The sequence below is a fragment of the Bacillus sp. JJ1521 genome (assembly GCF_036965165.1).
In the GTDB taxonomy this organism is placed as follows: Bacteria; Bacillota; Bacilli; order Bacillales; family Bacillaceae_L; genus Ferdinandcohnia.
Map to the genome: position 1 here is coordinate 31,632 of NZ_JBALOX010000013.1, position 14,338 is coordinate 45,969.

The 14,338-nt window shown below is 38.4% G+C and carries 14 protein-coding genes; 9 read left to right on the top strand and 5 right to left on the bottom strand.

The genetic code is table 11. The features are described from left to right. Window positions 1-337 precede the first annotated feature (337 nt). Genes V7147_RS03010 through V7147_RS03025 form a run of 4 tightly spaced genes read left to right on the top strand, consistent with a single transcriptional unit; the run spans window position 338 to window position 3,030 of the window. Window positions 338-724 carry a GntR family transcriptional regulator gene (locus V7147_RS03010; RefSeq protein WP_335366380.1) on the top strand — a complete coding sequence of 129 codons (387 nt, stop codon included), beginning with the start codon at window positions 338-340 and terminating at the stop codon, window positions 722-724. Continuing rightward, window positions 721-1,617 (top strand): ABC transporter ATP-binding protein, encoded by an 897-nt coding sequence (locus V7147_RS03015; protein ID WP_335366381.1) that lies wholly within the window; start codon window positions 721-723, stop codon window positions 1,615-1,617. The genes V7147_RS03010 and V7147_RS03015 overlap by 4 nt, the downstream gene beginning before the upstream one ends. Continuing rightward, complete coding sequence (locus V7147_RS03020) at window positions 1,604-2,335, top strand: hypothetical protein (RefSeq protein WP_335366382.1); 732 nt, start codon at window positions 1,604-1,606, stop codon at window positions 2,333-2,335. Before V7147_RS03015 ends, V7147_RS03020 begins: the two co-directional genes overlap by 14 nt. Then, window positions 2,335-3,030, top strand: a complete 696-nt coding sequence (locus V7147_RS03025) for a hypothetical protein (protein ID WP_335366383.1) — start codon at window positions 2,335-2,337, stop codon at window positions 3,028-3,030. Before V7147_RS03020 ends, V7147_RS03025 begins: the two co-directional genes overlap by 1 nt. Before the next feature lie 35 nt (window positions 3,031-3,065). Here V7147_RS03025 and V7147_RS03030 read toward each other — a convergent pair whose 3' ends face one another. From V7147_RS03030 to V7147_RS03045, 4 genes are all read right to left on the bottom strand, one after another. Further along, window positions 3,066-4,208, bottom strand: coding sequence for a glycosyltransferase family 4 protein (locus V7147_RS03030; RefSeq protein ID WP_335366384.1), 1,143 nt, complete (start codon window positions 4,206-4,208; stop codon window positions 3,066-3,068). Then, a complete protein-coding gene (locus V7147_RS03035) occupies window positions 4,205-4,762 on the bottom strand; it encodes a phosphatase PAP2 family protein (RefSeq protein WP_335366385.1) in 558 nt (185 codons plus the stop codon). Before V7147_RS03035 ends, V7147_RS03030 begins: the two co-directional genes overlap by 4 nt. 24 nt (window positions 4,763-4,786) lie before the next feature. After that, window positions 4,787-6,112 (bottom strand): UDP-glucose dehydrogenase family protein, encoded by a 1,326-nt coding sequence (locus tag V7147_RS03040; RefSeq protein WP_335366386.1) that lies wholly within the window; start codon window positions 6,110-6,112, stop codon window positions 4,787-4,789. A 130-nt stretch (window positions 6,113-6,242) separates the two neighbouring features. Next, window positions 6,243-7,607 carry an MATE family efflux transporter gene (locus V7147_RS03045; protein WP_335366387.1) on the bottom strand — a complete coding sequence of 455 codons (1,365 nt, stop codon included), beginning with the start codon at window positions 7,605-7,607 and terminating at the stop codon, window positions 6,243-6,245. 187 nt (window positions 7,608-7,794) lie between these two features. Between V7147_RS03045 and V7147_RS03050 the strand changes: the two genes are divergently transcribed. From V7147_RS03050 to V7147_RS03060, 3 genes are read left to right on the top strand one after another with little or no spacing between them, the layout of a single operon-like run. Continuing rightward, a complete protein-coding gene (locus V7147_RS03050; protein WP_335366388.1) occupies window positions 7,795-9,105 on the top strand; it encodes an alkaline phosphatase family protein in 1,311 nt (436 codons plus the stop codon). 19 nt (window positions 9,106-9,124) lie between these two features. After that, window positions 9,125-10,378, top strand: coding sequence for an MFS transporter (locus V7147_RS03055; protein WP_335366389.1), 1,254 nt, complete (start codon window positions 9,125-9,127; stop codon window positions 10,376-10,378). Between the two features lie 11 nt (window positions 10,379-10,389). Further along, the gene (locus tag V7147_RS03060; RefSeq protein WP_438824535.1) at window positions 10,390-10,596 is read left to right on the top strand and encodes an SE1832 family protein; all 207 of its coding nucleotides are present in this window, start codon (window positions 10,390-10,392) and stop codon (window positions 10,594-10,596) included. Between the two features lie 35 nt (window positions 10,597-10,631). Here V7147_RS03060 and V7147_RS03065 read toward each other — a convergent pair whose 3' ends face one another. Beyond that, window positions 10,632-12,005 carry a TolB family protein gene (locus V7147_RS03065; protein ID WP_335366390.1) on the bottom strand — a complete coding sequence of 458 codons (1,374 nt, stop codon included), beginning with the start codon at window positions 12,003-12,005 and terminating at the stop codon, window positions 10,632-10,634. 165 nt (window positions 12,006-12,170) lie between these two features. On the opposite strand from V7147_RS03065, the gene V7147_RS03070 reads away from it, so the two are divergent. After that, window positions 12,171-12,536, top strand: coding sequence for a DoxX family protein (locus V7147_RS03070; protein ID WP_335366391.1), 366 nt, complete (start codon window positions 12,171-12,173; stop codon window positions 12,534-12,536). Between the two features lie 207 nt (window positions 12,537-12,743). Further along, window positions 12,744-14,237: a peptide MFS transporter gene (locus V7147_RS03075; RefSeq protein ID WP_335366392.1), complete on the top strand. Its 1,494-nt coding sequence runs from the start codon at window positions 12,744-12,746 to the stop codon at window positions 14,235-14,237. The last annotated feature ends 101 nt before the right edge of the window (window positions 14,238-14,338 follow it).

Below are 14,338 nucleotides of genomic sequence, written 5' to 3' on the forward strand. Positions count from 1 at the left end.
GCAACTGAATTGCGTTCGGGACTTCATAAGACCGTTGAATTGAATTACCATAAAACCCCACTATCTCTTCCCTTCAATCTTTTCTTCTTCCTCAACTTAACTATACTATAAGATATTTATTCAAACTATGGACCTAGAAATTACAAGTATCTAAGACTTAAGGCGTATTTTCAAAATAACACTTTAAAATCTGTCCTAATCATAGGTCTCTCCTACATAATTATAGTCTTTTTTTAAAATTATAGTAAATTATCTGGAATTTCTTCATATAATGTAGTATAGTACATTATATCACTAATGCACTAATGTACATAATCACCTAAGGGAGGTGTATATTATGAAGTTTAAGCAGGATGGCACAAAGCCTATTTATGTCCAGATTTCAGAATGGATTGAAACCGAAATCTTGAGCGGAGCTATACCTGAGGATCATAAAGTGTTTTCCCAGTATCAGCTTGCCGAGATGTTTAATATTAATCCTGCTACTGCTGCGAAGGGGCTTAATCTCCTTGCAGACGAGAATATCCTATATAAAAAGCGTGGCTTAGGCATGTTTGTGACACCAAATGCCAAACAATTTATTTTAGAGAAAAGGAAAAGTCAAACGATGAAAAGTCTTGTATTGGAGCTTGTGATGGAGTCGGAGCGGTTAGGAGTAAGTATAGAAGAATTAGTCAATATGATTAAAGCTGAAAAAGAACGGCAGAGGGGGAATCGGAAGTGAATGCAATTGAAGTTCAAAACGTATCGAAACTGTACGGTGGTATAAAAGCTTTAGATCAACTTACTTTTACAATTGAGCCAAATACGATAACTGGGGTCATTGGGAGAAATGGTGCTGGAAAAACTACTCTTTTAAAAATAATCGCTGGATTTTATCCAGTATCTTCTGGTGACGTTCGCGTTTTTTCAGAAAATCCTTTTAATAATTTAAAAGTATCTTCCAATCTCATTTTTGTGGATGACAATATGGCCTTCCCGCCTTGGCTTAATTTAGCTGAAATCTTAAAAGCAAGTGCAAGCTTTTACCCTAATTGGGATCGTGAATTGGCAAAACGCCTATTCGATTATTTTGATTTAAATCCAAAGCAACTTCATCATCATCTCTCAAAAGGAATGAAAAGTACTTTTAATATGATTATCGGTCTTTCTTCCCGCTGCCCGATTACAATCTTCGATGAACCAACAACTGGAATGGATGCAGCCATACGAAAGGATTTTTACAAAGCTTTATTAAAGGATTACATCGCGCATCCTAGAACAATCCTTTTTTCAAGCCACCTTCTTAACGAAATTGATAGTATTCTAGAAAATGTTCTCCTCATTCGAAATGGAAGTGTTGCACTTCATGTACCAATCGATGATCTGAAGGAATATGCCGTGGGACTTCGAGGTAAAACAGATGTCATCGAACAAATTACAAAGGGTATGGAAGTCATTTATGTTGAGGATATCGGAAATGATTACATTTATTCAGTTGTAAAGGATATTTATCCTGAAACAACCTGGCTGGAAGCAAAGAAGCTTGGGATTGAACTATCACCTGTAGCGACAGACGACCTTTGTGTGTATCTCACCGCAAAGAATAAAGGGGGTATAAATGATGTCTTTAACTAATGCGAGTTTACTTGATGTTGTCCGAAAGCAATTGGTTTTCAAAGTTCGATCATATTATGGTACATTTTCAAGTCTAGTAACTGTCCAGGCGATTGCGCTTTTGTTTTCTTTTAATGGGGTTGGATCGATGGGAATGGGTGGAAGTATAAGCATCTCCACTTACTCCGGAAGCATGATTTTTGCATTTACTATCTTTTGGGCTTTCATTACGGCAATCACTTTATCAACAAAACCCTATCACTATATTGATTTTTCATTTGTAACAAACAGAATGAGCAGCCATCTTTCAACAATCGGGATGATGATTATCTATTCTTTCATCGCCAGTATCACCTCGACATTTGCCGGGATTCTGTTAAGAGTGATCCTATTTTTTAAAGATGGCGGTAATAAAATAATTGCGGATCATTTCTTCCTACCGTTCTCTGACTTGCTTGTAGGAATTTATGTTGGAACCCTATATCTGATGCTCTTCGCAACCTTAGGATATTTAATTGGAATGTTTACACAGATGAATAAGCTGTTCGGATTTGTAATCCCAGCACTTCTAATTGGCTGGGCAATATTTGAAGTAAGGGCAAATGATAAGGTTAGCTATATTATGTTTTTTGCTAGTGAATCATCCATTTTTACTTTTACAATCAAAGTTGTGATTACAGTTGCGGTATTGATGTGGATTGTAATAGCTGCAACTAACCGATTGGAGGTTCGAAATTAATGTCAGCAATCGCAATTGTACTTCCTATTATCATCTTGTTTATTATAACAGTTATCCTGCTTACGATATTTGTTGGTAAAAAGTCCTATGGTGCTAAAAGTACGAAAATTTTAATCGGAAGCTATTTTACCATTTTAGCAGTGTCCGTCATTGTTTATTATTGCATACCTAAATCAAGCTTTTTTTCAACCGTAAGTAGTACACAGGCTTTGACCTATGAACAAATTCATCAGGCAATTGAACAAGGGACATTTAAAGATGTTGAAACGATACAGGAGAAAGGTAAATGGGATTTCACATTCGATAAAGAGAACCTTAATGTTCAATACTTAGATAACATAAACATGTTTACTATTTTTGATCGGAAAGAAAATAATGACCAAACCATTGAGGTTATCTATTATTTAGCAAATACAAATTTTAATGGCTACGATTTTTATGAAGAGATCCCATTACCAATCGTTTCAATCGAAGGTAATTATTTGATCGCGAATCCCGCAATGAATCATGAGGTAAAACTCTATAGTTTTCATAATGATTTTGTGATTTCACAGTTTAGAGGTGGCGGAATCACGGAGGAGTTTGACAATAGACATGACGATGATACTCCATTTAATTATGAATTTATCATCATCCGTGTCCCGAAAAACCTTGAATTAACCGGGAGCGAATTTGTTAACTTTCTCGGGGAATGAGTCCACAAAAAAGGAAGGGGTTTCCCTTCCTTTTTCTATGCATATTTTTGTTTACTTGGATCCTTCAATACGGTTGAATAGCTGTAGAGCAGGTTTTCAAAAATGACATCCCATTTTTGAGTTAATGCATATTTTCTTCCTTCCATTCCCATTCGACTACGAACACCGTCGTTTTCTAGTAAATGCAGAATCTTATTCGTTATTTCTTCTGTATTACCAGGCTCACACAAATAGCCGGTAATTCCTTCTTGAACAACATTCTTAACTCCACCTGCATTCACCCCAATAACCGGTGTACCGCTAGCCATTGATTCGAGCATGACATTCCCAAAGGTCTCTGAAGATGATGGAAAAACAAATAAATCTGAAGCAGCATACACTTCTGCCAGTTCCGTCCCTTTTAAAAATCCAGTAAAGGTCATAGTGGCTGGAGCCTCTTCCTCCATTTTTCTGCGTGACGGCCCGTCGCCAACGATTAGCCATTGGATTTTCTCACTCCACTCCGGTGGCAATGAATTTGCAATTTCAACTAGTAACTCTACATTTTTTTCAGGCGCTAATCGCCCCACATAAGTAAGCATATACTTTTTGGAAGTCTGATATTTTTCCCGAACAACGTCCTTTTTATAGTAAGGATTAAACAACTCGCAATCAACCCCGTGAGTCCATATTTCTATATCAGCAAACCCTTTTTCTTCAAGCTGCTTTTTCGTCACTGGGGTTGGCACATATAGCTTTTGAAATGGTCGATGGAACCATTTCATATAGGACCACAAAGGATTGGATAAAAATTGCAAATCATAAAATTGTAGATAAAAATCAAAATCTGTATGGTAGGAACCTACAAGCGGAATGTTCAACTTTTTTGCGTAATAGCTCCCGCAAAATCCTATATTAAAGGGTGTTGCAACATGGATGATATCTGGTGAGAATTTTTCGAGTTCAGACCGTATTTGAAGCATATTCGGAAATGCAAGTCTGCACTCTGGATAAAGGAAAAAAGACAAGCTTTTAAATCGGTGTATGTGACTAGATACGTATTCGTTAGAGTCAGACTTTGGCGCAAACACCTTAACATCAATACCCTGTTCCTTTAGATAATCAGTAAATCTTTTTAATGTACGTGCTACACCGTTTACCTCTGGATAATAGGTATCTGTAAAGATCGCGATTTTCATAAGATCCCCCTTAAGGTAGATTCTGTTAATTGAATTACGAAAAGATAACTTGTTATTCCAGCTGCTGTTCCCAAAACGCAACCTGCCATCACGTCAGATGGATAATGTAGACCTAAAAAAATTCTTGATAGTCCAACACATATCCCGATCGGGATAAGTATGATTGAGAGGTATGGCATATATAAAATAAAAGGAATAATAACCGAAAAAATTGCCGTTGTGTGCCCCGAAGGAAACGAATGGTCTGTTAAAGCTTTTAAAGGAAACTTCGATTTTTCCACGATTAAATACGGTCTTTTCCTCGGGTATAGTCCCTTAATTACATGTACAGGTAAATGACTAAGCGCTAAGGAAAGCGCACTTGCAACAGCAGTTATCCTTAATTGATTTGTAGTCAATAAAGCTAATGTAAGACAAGTGATAATAGTAAAAGTTGCCCCACCTAAAAATGTGATTCTGGAGAAGAAAAAGTGTAGCCATTTTTGATCGTAATGCTGGTTTACTTTTTGATAAATTTGACAATCAACATTATAAATTGAAAGAAAAAGCTTCATGATCCAACTCTCCTCTCTTAACCTTTACAGCTTTTTCGTTAATGTATTCACCACTGTTGGTCTTCCTACTGAAACATATAACAGGGGAAATTTCTGCACTTCTTCTAGAGAGTAGCAATTTCTTCCGTCAACCACTCTTGGTTCGTTCATATATATACTGTATAGGTTTAAAGGAAATTGTTTAATTTGCTCCCATTCGGTTGTAATGATTGTAAGGTCGGCTTTTTCAATGGCTATTGGAATTTCATCTGTATAGTCAATGGAATTCCCAAAAATCTCTTTCCCATTTTGAATGGCTATAGGGTCGTATGCAATGACACTAGCTCCCTCCTGAAGAAGTTCTCTAATGACTGTGATGGAAGCAGCTTCCCTTATATCATCTGTATTTGGTTTAAAGGAAAGTCCTAAAACCGCAACCTTCTTTCCTTTTAATGAATCCAAAATCTCTTTTGCCTTTAAGACAGGAAACGATTTTTGACGATTATTCACTCGAATGACAGCCTCAAGTAATTCAAAATGATGACCCAAACTTCCTGAAGTTTGAATTAATGCTCTCGTATCTTTAGGAAAACAAGAACCTCCATAGCCAAGACCTGCTTTCAAAAAATAAGGTCCAATTCGTTGGTCTTTTCCGATTCCGTAAGTTACGTCGTCAATGTTTGCCCCTACTTTTTCACACATTCTCGCAATCTCATTTACAAAGCTTATTTTTGTAGCAAGAAAAGCATTTGAGGCATATTTAATCATTTCTGCGCTCTTCACATCCGTTTTAATGATTGGAATTTTGAGTGGTTGATAGATTTGTTCAAGAACCTCGGCACTTTCTTGATTGATTGCTCCAACTACAATTCGATCTCCATAAAAGAAATCAAAGACAGCAGAGCCTTCTCGTAAAAATTCAGGGTTTGAAATAACCTCAACCTGAAGCTGCGGGAGCTTATTAGAATCAATGATCCTTTTAATTTTTTCATTTGTTCCCACAGGGACGGTGCTTTTCGTACATATAATGACATCACTTTCAATATGAACAGCAATTGTTTCAGCAACATTATAGACATAATCGAGATTTGCAGTACCGTCCACATGCTGGGGAGTCCCCACTGTGATAAAAATAATATCAGCATTTGTGTACGCAAAACGTGGGTTCGTCGTAAAATAGAGTCTGCCTTCTTTCAAGTTTTTCCTTAAAAGTGGGTCCAACTCGGGTTCGTAAATGGGGGAATACCCTTCCTGCAGCTTTTCTACTTTTTCAGTTTGGATATCAATGCAAATTACTTCATGCCCAAGTTCAGCTAAACAAACACTTGTAACTAGTCCCACATACCCTGCACCAGCAACCGTAATCTTCATCTAACCCCTCCAATGCCTTTTACTATATTTTATCGAAAAATTGCGATTATTTTCTTTAGCCACGGTTAAAGAATTGTAAAGTTTTGGTGAAGAGCATATAAAAAAGGAAGGGGAGCCCCCTTCCTTTTTTTTACCCCACCATCTTCTCCTCAGAAAACCGTGTACGTTGAATATGAATAAGTCTTGCTGATAACCCAATGCCTGCAGCAAGTAGCCCAAATGACAATCCGATCCAGTAACCTGCAGCGCCCAAATCAGTGAAGTGAGCAAGCCCCCATCCTGCAGGTAAGCAGATGAGCCAGTAGGAAATTAATGTCATCACGAACGCGATATTGACATCCTTGTATCCTCTTAGGGCAGCCTGAGCTGTTGCTTGAATAGAGTCTGACACCTGGAAAAACAATGCGTAAATCAAGAATTGTGCAGTTAATCCAATAACCGCGGTTTCCGTTGAATACAGCCCCGCCACTTCAAACCGGAAGAATATAACGAACAAGCCAGTGACTAGCGCAATGATCATGGATAGTGCAATCCCAAGCCAGCTATAAACTTTCGCATCCTTATAACGGCGTGCACCTACCTCAAACCCAACTAAAACAGTCAATGCCATTGAAATACTCACAGGAATCATATATAGGAACGAAACAATGTTCAATGCGGATTGATAAGCCGCAACAGTTGTAACCGAAAATTTACTAATTAAAATCGTCACTACTGCAAACATACTTGTTTCAAAGAAGGTTGATAACCCCATTGGAATACCGATTTTTAGAATCTCCTTGCTTTCTTTAAAAGTAAACCCTCTCGACCCCACAAAAACTTTAAAGGAAGAAAAAGGTTCTTTCGTAATAACGACGAAAGCAGTTACCCCAACAATAATCCAAAATGTAATCGAGGTTGCCAAACCAGCTCCCCCACCGCCAAGTGCCGGAAAGCCCCAGGCTCCAAAAATCAAAACATAATTTAATAGAAGATTTATAGGTACGGAGACTAATAAAATAAACATCACAACTCTCGTAATCCCTAATGCATAAATGAATGACCGCAGTACATTAAAAATAAATAGCGGAATGATTCCAAAGCTCAACCCTACTAAATAATCATGGGCAGTCTTATGAACACTTTCAGGTAAAATCATCATCGTTAACAACAGATTTAAAAAGATGACTCCTGCCAAAATGACCACTGCTCCGATGATGAGGCTTAAATAAATCCCACTTGATACAACTGACGATACCTCATTGCTCTTCTTTTCACCAAATCTTTGGGCAGCAATTGGTGATACCGCAAGTAAAATCGCACTAATTCCTGTAAAAATGGGATTCCATATGGAAGAACCAATCGCTACCCCAGCCAAGTCCGATGAATTAAATCGACCCGTCATAATCGTATTAAAAAAGACCATGGAAAACATACTCAGCTGTGTAATTAAAATCGGGATCAGCATAACAAAAATCAATTTTATTTTTTCTCTAATGGTGTTTGTTTCGTACATGATTCGTTCTCCTCTATATCAAATGCGCCTCGAACTATTTTTAATCAAACATAACCACTATTATATTCCATCTCACATAAAAATGAACACTTTTTTACTTTGCCTTTACACGAATTTTATATTTAAGTTCCCAATTTTCTGTTATATTAAGAGTAGATTGCAAGACTTTTGGAGGTTGTAGAATCAGATGTCTCGGCTTACAGAACACTTACTCGTCATTTCATTTGACTGTCTATCATCACTAGATTTTCCAATCATTGAAAAGCTGCCAAATTTTAAAAAGCTCTTGGAGCATGCGTCATATTGCCCAAATGTTGAAACGATCTATCCATCTGTTACATATCCCTGCCATGCCACAATCGTCACTGGTAAGTATCCAAGGAATCATGGTATCGTAAACAATACTTTTCTTCAGCCTGGCCGGCCATCGCCGGATTGGTATTGGCATCGTCGTCATGTGAAAAGTACAACATTATATGATGAGGCTAAAAAAGCCGGTATGAAAACAGCCGCTCTTCTATGGCCTGTAACAGCCAAGGCAAATATTGATTACAACATGCCCGAGATTTTCGCGAATCGACCTTGGCATAATCAAATTGTTGTTTCCTTATTTAATGGCAGCCCACTCTATCAATTGGAAATGAATCGTAAATTTGGGCATCTACGAAATGGACTCAACCAGCCTGAGCTTGATGATTTCGTCCTAGAGTCAACGGTCGAAACAATTAAGACTAAAAGGCCACATTTAATGCTAGTCCATTTTGTCGATTTAGATTCACATCGGCATTATCATGGTTTTTCATCTGAAGAAGCAATGGCTGCCCTTCGTCGCCATGATGAAAGACTAGGCAGAATAATGATCGCACTTAAAGAAAGTGGAATCTTTGAAAAAACAACCATTATTGCAGTGGGTGACCATAGTGCATTAGATGAATCCAGAGCGGTTAAACCGAATGTGCTATTAAACAAAGCAGGGCTTATTTCCGTAAACAATGAAGGTAAATTGATAGATTGGAAGGCCTACTGCCAAAGCTGTGATGGCTCTGCATATATTTATATCAAAGATCAAAATGACACAAAAACACATGGCCAGGTAAAAGCTCTTTTAACAGAACTAAGCAATAATGAAGATAACGGAATCGAACGTATTCTTTCTAGGAGTGAAGCTAAGGAAAAAGGGGCCAATGACAATGCCGCATTTATGTTAGAAGCGCGCCTCGGTTACTATTTTAAAGAGCAGCATGATGGTGAGTATATCGATGAAATCAAAGCCGAAGATGTCCGTGAAAAACGCTATACCTTCGCAAGTCACGGCTACTCACCAGAAAAAGAGAACTATACAACTGTGCTCATCGCATCTGGCAAAGGAATTCGTCCAAACATTGAAATACCAGCAATGCATCTAGTAGACGAAGGACCAACCTTTGCCCGTTTATTAGGACTCAATCTAGGAGAAACGGACGGTCAAGTTGTTGAGGATTTACTAGATATTAATTAACTTTTAAGGGGGTTATGGGATGAGGGGGTTTACGAAAGAGGAATCGAGTTGGATGTATTATGATTGGGCCAATTCGGCTTATTCGATTATTATTACAACAGCTGTTTTCCCGATTTTTTACAAGGCAGCTGCAACGAATGCGGGTGTTGATGCTGCAGATTCGACTGCTTATCTGGGCTACACCATTGCCATTTTTACATTTATTTTAGCGATGTTGGGTCCCATTTTAGGAACGATTGCCGATTATCAAGGCTACAAAAAGAAATTTTTCACATTCTTCTTTGCTTTAGGGGTATTCGCAACAGCTTTATTAGCCTTTATTCCCGGTGATAATTGGCTGCTCTTATTAATTGTTTATACATTTGCTGCATTAGGTGCAACTGGATCAAACGTTTTTTATGATGCCTTTCTTGTTGATGTCACAACTGAAGAAAAAATGGACCGCGTCTCCGCTCGCGGATATGGGCTAGGCTATATCGGTAGTACGATTCCATTCCTACTTGCCATTGCCATTATCTTACTTGCTCAAAAGGAAATACTACCTATTTCTGCAATGGTTGCCAGCAAGATTGCCTTTATTATTACAGCCGTCTGGTGGGGGCTGTTCTCGATTCCTATCTTTAAAAATGTGCATCAGCGCTACTATATTGAGCGTGAACCAAAAATAGTGGCGAACAGCTTCAAAAGACTTGGAACTACCTTTAAGGAAATTAAAAAATACCGTGCCGTGTTTTTATTCCTAGTTGCCTACTTCTTTTATATTGACGGAGTTGGGACGGTTATTTCGATGTCTACTGCTTACGGATCAGACCTTGGGATCAGTGCCACAAATCTATTAATCGTATTATTTGTAACACAAGTTGTGGCTGCTCCATTTGCCGTACTGTACGGTAGATTGGCACAAAAATTCACCGGTAAAAAGATGCTCTATGTAGGGATTTTCGTCTATATTATCGTATGTGTGTATGCGTATTTCTTAAAAACGACTCTTGACTTCTGGATCCTTGCAATGCTAGTTGCCACTTCACAGGGCGGAATCCAGGCATTAAGTCGCTCCTATTTCGCGAAGATTGTACCAAAACAAAACGCAAATGAATTCTTTGGCTTTTATAATATCTTTGGAAAGTTCGCATCGATTATGGGTCCATTGCTTGTCGGAGTAACAGCGCAAATAACTGGAAAATCCAATATGGGTGTATTTAGCTTAGTTATCCTATTTATCGTTGGTTTCATCATTCTAACGCGTGTTCCTGAACCAAGCGTAGCAAAATAAGAAATGGTATAATGAAGAAAAACTTGGAAAGAGGACTCGAAATGGATAGAAAAGAAATTGAATACAAACTCCGCGAGTTAAAATTAGACTATGTTCGCCTTCAAAACGACTTGGAAAAACTAGATTCTGTGAATGGTAATATCTCACCATTGGAACGTCAAATTGCAGAGCTCGAAGTAGAAATCAGCACATTATCTAAACAACTGCGCGAAATGTAAAAGGAGTTGCAACCAATACGTTGCAACTCTTTTTTTCATAAAAAAGTAACTGTACTTGCAATTGGATTTAAATGCGCTTCATCCACCCATAAAATGAAATAATTATAAGTTGAACCTTCAATTTGGACAGGGGCAGGATACCTGATAATGGCTGCTGCATGTCGTTTCATTTCAGTCGGTTGGTCTGCAGATGGGTAAATCAGGCACGCCTCTTGACCGCTTATTCTAGTATGGTTAACGCGAGGTGACGAGCCATATGGCATCAATTTGTGGTATGCCTCCCCCTTACAAACTTCATGAATATCATCCCCACCTCCGATTGCGGAAATTTGAAAGAATCCATTTTCCCCTTCATATCTCTCCGCGTCTACCTGCTGCCAGTTCGAAGGATAAGGGAATCGCACTCTATAGGTTTCATTTGTATAGATCTTGTTTGTAGAAGGAATATTTCCTGAAGACCAACTGAGGTTCCCAATTAAAGGTTCTCTCGTGAGCATGACCGGTGAAGGTTTCTGTAAATCTACCATCCACATTTCAGTTGCGGCTCCTTGCTCAGAGCAACCGGATAAATAGGCGATTGTCTGACCAGTTGGAGACCATGTAACAGGTGTTGCATAGCAGGAAGATTTCGTAAGCACCCGCTCATTTCCCCCTCGTTTTCCAACAAGTCGGATTTCGTTATAATATCCGGTTCCCTCGCTATAAGCTGTTGCACTAAAGGCAATCAACTGGGAAATCGGTGACCATGTCGGGTAGTAATTTTTCGCCTGCTCCCCGCCTTTGATTTCATATACTTCTCCCGACGACAAATCAACCGTACGAATCAGTGAGATACTCGCTCCAGGTGTTGTATAAAGGGCAAATGTCCCGTCAGGAGAAAGTGAAACATCATTTAGTGGTCCTTCTGTGTTATTCGTGATTTGCCTTCTTCCTGAACCATTAGTGGCAATCCGGAATAATTGTTGGGTGCCTGAGGAATCTACTCCTTGAAAAAGAAGCTCCCTTCCATTTGGAAACCACTGGACATCTGATGCACTAGGAGCCGAAATACTTGTTGCCTGGTAAGACAAAACATCATACATCATGATATGGTTTCTCGTTGAAAAGCCAAGTGTTCGATGATTTGGAGACCAATCTAATGTGAAATCCTCATCAGGACCGAGTTGATCAATTGCTGCGATTTTTCCTGATGAAAGATAAATGACATATACGATTCGATTTTTCCCAACAAACGCGATTTTGCTATTATCGCCTGACCATATAGGCCGAGAAACAGAATCGCCCAATCCATTTGTTAGTTGCACCTGTGTTCCATTTTGAACATTAAAAAGCAGAATATCATATTGCCCACCTCGCCTCGAGGTATAAGCAATCATCCCGTTCGGTCGTGCTCTATAATAAAACGACAAAATACATCACCTTCTCTAAAGATGTCTTTTGCCTATTTTATTCATCCAAACGAAATGGGTTCGACCTACAACTTTCTATGTATTTATATTTCTCTAGACTAATTGTAAGCATAGTTTGTCCCTCCTAGAAATAGAGTTATAGAAAAAGGAGGGATACCCTTAACCATGTATAAAACATTTTCTAGCTCGAATCTCATTCGATATGCAGTTGCCTATGTGTTTATTACAGCTGGGGCTTTGAAGCTTCTTAGTAATGAGCTTAGCTCTACCTTCATGAATCTGCCATTACCTGCACCAGAATTGGTCATGTATGTCGTCGCCACTCTTGAAATTATTTGCGGAATTCTCATCGCAATCAATAAGGAAGTTAAAAAAGCAACGATTCCGTTATTCGTCATTATGATTGCAGCAATCCTTTTAGTAAAAATTCCGATTCTACATACAGGCTTCCTACATTTTGCATTTGCAGCTAGGCTGGATATTGTTATGCTGGTATTATTATACATTCTATATAATTCACACCAAAAATAATTGAAAAATACTCCAACCTTGGAAGCTATAAACAGATTGCAGCTGCAATTTGTTTATTTTTTTACAAAAATAATAATAGAAAGCAGTTTCATTTCACTTAAAATTGTAAACTTTATAAAATATTAAACCAAATCGGAATTTTCATATGTTTGACATAGTGAAACAATTTAAATTATTATACCAATATACTATTTTGGAGGTTTTATTATGTCAAGCTTTAATAGACAGAAAATTGTGGACAGTGTTCCTCAAAAGGGGTTCTTTGGACACCCTAAAGGACTATTCACTCTTTTCTTCACAGAATTCTGGGAACGATTCTCGTATTATGGGATGAGAGCGATTCTCGTATTCTATATGTATTATGAAGTATCTAAGGGTGGGCTAGGACTTGATCAGCACACTGCCCTTGCTATCATGTCCATTTATGGATCACTTGTCTATATGTCAGGTGTTATAGGTGGATGGTTAGCAGACCGAATCTTCGGTACTTCTAAAGCTGTGTTTTATGGTGGTATATTAATCATGCTTGGCCATATCGCACTTGCGATTCCTGGTAGCATCACTCTATTCTTTGTATCAATGGTACTAATCGTTCTTGGTACCGGATTATTAAAACCGAATGTATCAAGTGTAGTTGGTGAAATTTATAGTGAAACTGATACACGACGCGATGCAGGTTTTAGTATCTTCTATATGAGTATCAACCTCGGAGGATTCCTATCTCCAATTATCGTCGGTGAAGTTGGGCTAAAACATAATTTCCATTGGGGCTTTGCAATTGCCGCAATCGGGATGTTCTTTGGTTTACTAATGTTTGTCTTTACAAAGAAAAAGAATCTCGGTCTTGCGGGAACAATTGTTCCAAACCCACTTGCTCAAGACGAAAAGAAAAAGGTTTATACTCAAATAGTTATAGGTGTAATTGTTCTTGCAATTCTAGTTGCGATTGCAATCCCTACTGGTATCCTAACATTTGATTCATTTATCGCACTTATTGGTATCCTTGGATTTTTAATTCCAACTATTTATTTTGTAACAATGTACCGTAGTCCAAAAACTACAGAAGTTGAGCGTTCTAGAATCTTAGCTTACATTCCTTTATTTATAGCATCTGTGATGTTCTGGTCTATTCAGGAGCAAGGAGCAACCATTCTTGCCAATTATGCAGATACACGAACACAGTTACATTTTGCAGGCTTTGATATTTCACCTGCTTTGTTCCAATCGTTAAACCCATTATTTATTATCATGTTTGCGCCTGTTTTCGCATGGTTGTGGGTAAAGCTTGGTAATCGCCAACCTTCTGTTCCGAAGAAGTTCTCTTTAGGGTTATTGTTTGCTGGTCTTTCATTCCTTGTTATTTTATTACCAGCATACTTAGGTGGAACAGAATCATTAGTTAATCCACTTTGGTTAGTACTAAGTTATTTCATTGTTGTACTTGGAGAATTATTAATTTCACCAGTCGGACTTTCCGCTACAACGAAATTGGCTCCGGCTGCGTTTACAGCACAGATGATGAGTTTATGGATGCTTTCAAATGCTGCTGCGCAAGCTCTTAACGCACAGCTTGTTAAGTTCTATCGACCTGAAACAGAAATGACGTATTTTGGAGTAATTGGTGGAGCCGCAATTGTTTTAGGTATTATTTTATTGTTTGTATCACCGAAGATCCAGAAGTTCATGAAGGGTGTTAACTAATAAGCAAAGCGCATGCGCCTTGCTAGCCCCGAAAAGCATAAGACAAGACGGCTAGAAGGTCGCACTTTGACCTTCTTGACGGATTCGAGGGGCTAGGCGCT

Coding starts and splice junctions, on each gene's coding strand:
- V7147_RS03010 (WP_335366380.1), top strand. CDS start 338: ATGAAGTTTAAGCAGGATGGCACAAAGCCTATTTATGTCCAGATTTCA.
- V7147_RS03020 (WP_335366382.1), top strand. CDS start 1,604: ATGTCTTTAACTAATGCGAGTTTACTTGATGTTGTCCGAAAGCAATTG.
- V7147_RS03025 (WP_335366383.1), top strand. CDS start 2,335: ATGTCAGCAATCGCAATTGTACTTCCTATTATCATCTTGTTTATTATA.
- V7147_RS03030 (WP_335366384.1), bottom strand. CDS start 4,208: ATGAAAATCGCGATCTTTACAGATACCTATTATCCAGAGGTAAACGGT.
- V7147_RS03035 (WP_335366385.1), bottom strand. CDS start 4,762: ATGAAGCTTTTTCTTTCAATTTATAATGTTGATTGTCAAATTTATCAA.
- V7147_RS03040 (WP_335366386.1), bottom strand. CDS start 6,112: ATGAAGATTACGGTTGCTGGTGCAGGGTATGTGGGACTAGTTACAAGT.
- V7147_RS03045 (WP_335366387.1), bottom strand. CDS start 7,607: ATGTACGAAACAAACACCATTAGAGAAAAAATAAAATTGATTTTTGTT.
- V7147_RS03050 (WP_335366388.1), top strand. CDS start 7,795: ATGTCTCGGCTTACAGAACACTTACTCGTCATTTCATTTGACTGTCTA.
- V7147_RS03055 (WP_335366389.1), top strand. CDS start 9,125: ATGAGGGGGTTTACGAAAGAGGAATCGAGTTGGATGTATTATGATTGG.
- V7147_RS03060 (WP_438824535.1), top strand. CDS start 10,390: ATGAAGAAAAACTTGGAAAGAGGACTCGAAATGGATAGAAAAGAAATT.
- V7147_RS03070 (WP_335366391.1), top strand. CDS start 12,171: ATGTATAAAACATTTTCTAGCTCGAATCTCATTCGATATGCAGTTGCC.
- V7147_RS03075 (WP_335366392.1), top strand. CDS start 12,744: ATGTCAAGCTTTAATAGACAGAAAATTGTGGACAGTGTTCCTCAAAAG.